The following is a 4,048-nucleotide window of genomic DNA, read 5'->3' as shown; positions in this document are numbered from 1 at the left end:
ACTTTAAAAGACAAGGTTTCTAAATCTTGTCTTTTTTTGTTTTGTACTGGTAATTTTAAGAAAAAGTTACTGAAAATTACTTATATTTGTTTTTCATTATTGCAATTGTTATTGAAGTTTTAAAACAAGCAGAAATAATAAGGAAATTTTTCAGGAGTTAGTGGAGACTCAACATTTAAATGAAATTCAAACAGGACTCCTAAATGTCATAGATTCTGAAGTAATAAAAGTCTTTGTGAATGATAGATAGGTAGTATAAAATAATAAGATTTTTCAGTGTATATGTTACGACTAAAAAATTAAACTCGTGAAAATTTGTTATACTAATATTAGTTTTAAAATACTGGTAAATAATAATTATTTTTATTAGATACTTGACATGGGAAGTTTATTTTCTAAGAAAAGAGAGCATGATGAAAAAATATGTAAAATGGTTAATTCCCATATCTATTATTGGGATGTTACTAGCAGGTTGTCAAATGAATAGTGAATCTAAAAGTCAGTCAAACGAAGTAAAAAATAGCAAACAGTCAGCAGTAAAGAAAGGTAAAAAAGTAATAAAAAAAGAACAAGTAGCTTATCTCAAAAAGTATGAAAAAGAATTAACTGAATATGTCAAAACCCAAAATCCAGATATTAGCGAAATTAAGTATGATTGGAATAGTGTGCGTATAGTGGAAGCTAGTAATGGAACCCCTCAAGGCGGAGAGCAGCTATTATTAATTTGGAGTTATGCAAATGGCAGTGAATTAACCAATTTTACTCTAAATTTCACATTGGGTGATAATCAAATGCCTAATATTGACTCAGTTGGCTCAGATAATTTATCAACTATTGAAGATTAATAATAACAGTAAGAAAGGTATATAATGGGATGTTGGAATCTTAAGGAATTTGAAGATATATTTTGAAGTATGGCAGAAAGTGCTAATACAGTTCGATCGAATTCTTTTGTTTTAGAAGAATTAACTGAATTTCAAAGAGAAAAGTTAAAAAATGGGGAGTCAGTTAAGTTTAATTTTTCTAAAGATGTTAAGAAAGGAAATCAAATCTCCCAAATGATGGGAGTGTCTATCTTTAGCCTAATAAGTCCTTATAAACTGTTTATTAAACTGAAAAAATTGAAGTTTTCATAGATAAAATTCTTCGAGTAAAATATTAGAGATGCTATTTATATTTCTTAAGCTAGTAATTTTTTATTGTTTATTGGTTTAATGATAATACAAATATAAAATAGGTGGTGCAAATAATGAAAAAACATATAAAAAGTATCATACCAATAGTTCTTATTGGTATGATACTAGGAGGCTGTCAAATGAATAGTGAACATAAAAGTCAGTATAATGAAACAAAAAGTAGCAAGCAATCAGAAGTGAAGAAAGATAAAAAAATGACAAAAAAAGAACAATTAGCTTATCTCAAAGAGCATGAACAAGAAATAATTGATTTTGTAAAATCTCAGAATAAAAAGATAGAATCTGTACAAATTGATTGGAATGATGTTCGATGGAGTAAAGGGGGAAATGGTACACCTCAAGGAGGAGGAGAGGGGATTTTACTTTTTGGGGAGATTAATAATGATTCTGAATCAAGTTGGAGAGTTGATATTGATATAGAAAAAGGACGGCTAGACCTAAAAAATATGTATTTAGGACAACCTATACGAATTGGAGGTAAATTATTTGAGTAATTGGAACTTAGAAAGTTTTGATAACCTATTTGCTACTTTAGCAGAATCAACATACACAAAAAGACCAAGTAACTTTACATATAATGAATTGAATCCTAAGTTGCTACGACAACTGAACTCAGGTAGTTCTGTTGAATTGGATTTCTCAAAATCTGTTAAGAAAGGAAAAAAAGTTATCGAAGGCGGTCAGAACCTCCCCAATGATGGTATTGTCTACCTGCAACCAGATAAGTCCTTAAAATCTATTGATGAAAAAGTAGAGGTTCGCGTTCCTGATGTCAATGGCGGTTATCACTCTGAGCATTGTGTTACTAATTCCTATCAGAAAGGTTACTGAAAGATGATGAAGCAGTGGCTCTATAATCACTAAAAGCTCATCATTGCTCAGTGTTTAAGTTAACTTCTAAAGCTCGAACCTTGTTAAATCAAGGTTTGTTTACTTTTAAAAGTGACATTTTATTTTTCTAAAAATAAGGTTATCGGGATTCCTCATTCTAAGTTACTTTGTTTATATGTACCTTTACTTAAGGTTTATTTTCATTATTTTTAATTTAATATTTTGGAGTATGTACGCTCCATTATAGTATTTTCGAAGACATCTTTAAAAGAACTGTAGAAGTTAAAATATTTTAACCTAGTATCTAACGTCATATATTGGTACATAGTTTTAAATATCCTTTTGATAACCTTGTACATATGAAATAGGCTAAATATTTTTAGTGAACTAAATGTAAGTTTATTGTTTGTATTAGGCGAGATAACAATATTGTTGTTTTTATTCTTTCTGAGTAATGGTTTATTAATTATGTAATTATTCTGGTATCAAATGATACTTTTAATATTCCAGTTTGTCAATAAATCATCAATGTAATTCTTTTCATCAAAAGCGATCCCTTTATCTGGTTGATTTAATATGTTAACTTGATGATTATTCTTCTTGCTTAATATATGGGATAATAATTATCTTAAATTGACACTTGGAGCATTCAATCACGTGATTGTAATAACTAAAAATTGTTTAAAATTTAAGGATGTATTTCTTGTTGATCTTACTATCTGATCTAATAATGGTATATAATAAGATTAAAATTTAAACATTGTCTGGAGATGTAGCAAAGGAGATAAAATGACTAAAATTTATCATATGATTTTATGTAATTCTGATATAATGAAGATTTTAGCTATAATAAAATCTCTTCCACTGAATGATTGTTGGCTGTGTGCTGGCACATTGAGAAACTTTATATGGAATAAACTTTCTGGAATAAATGAGACATTGACATCAGACATTGATGTTGTATTTTTTGATAAAAATATTTCTTATGAAGAAACGGTGGTATTAGAACAACAATTAAAGGATAACTATCCACAGTACGATTGGGAACTTAAAAATGAATTTTACATGAACACTCATTCTCCTAATACCCCAAAGTATACTAGCTCTAAAGATGCTATTTCGAAATTTCCTGAAAAGTGTACTGCAGTGGGAGCAAGGTTAGATGATAGAAATCAACTCGAACTTTACCTCCCTTATGGTGAAGAGGAAATATTAAATTTCATTGTTAGTCCTACGCCATATTTTGAAGAGGATCTATTACGTTATAATGTTTATTTGAAGCGAGTGGATAAGAAGAAATGGAATAATATTTGGCCTCGTTTAACAATCATAAAAAAATGATAACGTTACTGGAGTTGGCTTAACAGCTTTTAAATTTTTAGACTGACAAATAGTATAGACCTTTAATAAGGTCGTTTATCGATAATCATAGTGTACTGTGTTATAATCGTTATAGCATAAAAACACGTTGCAGTTGGTAGTCTGCAAGCGTTCAGTGAACGTCAGTAACCTTCCCTCCAGGTCGTCCATTGCAATTTAATATTTAAAGGAGGGGGCTGTATGAAAATGACAGTCTATTTTGATGGTAATTTTTGGTTGGGTTTGATTGAGTACGATGATGATGGTGATTACAAAGTTTTTCGGTATTTTTTTGGAAAAGAACCTAAAGATGATGATGTTTTTAATTTTATAAATCATAAACTTAATGATTTGATAAAAAAATACGAGTTTGTTAAAACGGATATTTCTCTAAAGCGTACGAATGAACACAAAAAAAGTCCTAAAAGAATGCAAAGAGAAATTAATAGAGAAAAACGTAAGCCAGTAGTATCTACAAAAGCGCAATTGGCGATGAAAACTATTCATATGAGTATAAAAAACGAACGTCAATTAAGTCAGAAATGTAAGAAAAATGAGTTAAGAAAGCATCGGTACCAATTAAAACAAGAAAAACGTTACCAAAAGAAAAAAGGGCATTGATTGTGTCATCATATAAAAAGCTTGAGAGTATCATCTCAAGC

Annotated in this window: 6 protein-coding genes; all 6 read left to right on the top strand. The window is 29.3% G+C overall.

What is annotated here, in order from left to right; all coding sequences use genetic code 11:
- Positions 1-413 precede the first annotated feature (413 nt).
- Positions 414-845 (top strand): hypothetical protein, encoded by a 432-nt coding sequence (locus HMPREF9171_RS1000000113975; RefSeq protein ID WP_000761052.1) that lies wholly within the window; start codon positions 414-416, stop codon positions 843-845.
- Between the two features lie 69 nt (positions 846-914).
- Positions 915-1,136 carry a hypothetical protein gene (locus tag HMPREF9171_RS103350; protein ID WP_000840975.1) on the top strand — a complete coding sequence of 74 codons (222 nt, stop codon included), beginning with the start codon at positions 915-917 and terminating at the stop codon, positions 1,134-1,136.
- A 113-nt stretch (positions 1,137-1,249) separates the two neighbouring features.
- Positions 1,250-1,690, top strand: coding sequence for a hypothetical protein (locus HMPREF9171_RS103355; protein WP_000716196.1), 441 nt, complete (start codon positions 1,250-1,252; stop codon positions 1,688-1,690).
- Entirely contained in the window at positions 1,683-2,027 is a 345-nt protein-coding gene (locus HMPREF9171_RS103360) for a hypothetical protein (protein WP_000073534.1), read from the top strand. The genes HMPREF9171_RS103355 and HMPREF9171_RS103360 overlap by 8 nt, the downstream gene beginning before the upstream one ends.
- Before the next feature lie 789 nt (positions 2,028-2,816).
- Complete coding sequence (locus tag HMPREF9171_RS103365; RefSeq protein ID WP_000161847.1) at positions 2,817-3,368, top strand: nucleotidyltransferase family protein; 552 nt, start codon at positions 2,817-2,819, stop codon at positions 3,366-3,368.
- A 219-nt stretch (positions 3,369-3,587) separates the two neighbouring features.
- The gene (locus HMPREF9171_RS103370; protein ID WP_000784700.1) at positions 3,588-4,007 is read left to right on the top strand and encodes a YjdF family protein; all 420 of its coding nucleotides are present in this window, start codon (positions 3,588-3,590) and stop codon (positions 4,005-4,007) included.
- Positions 4,008-4,048: the final 41 nt, after the last annotated feature.

The organism is Streptococcus agalactiae ATCC 13813, from assembly GCF_000186445.1.
In the GTDB taxonomy this organism is placed as follows: domain Bacteria; phylum Bacillota; class Bacilli; order Lactobacillales; family Streptococcaceae; genus Streptococcus; species Streptococcus agalactiae.
This window is presented reverse-complemented; position numbering and strand designations above follow the sequence as displayed.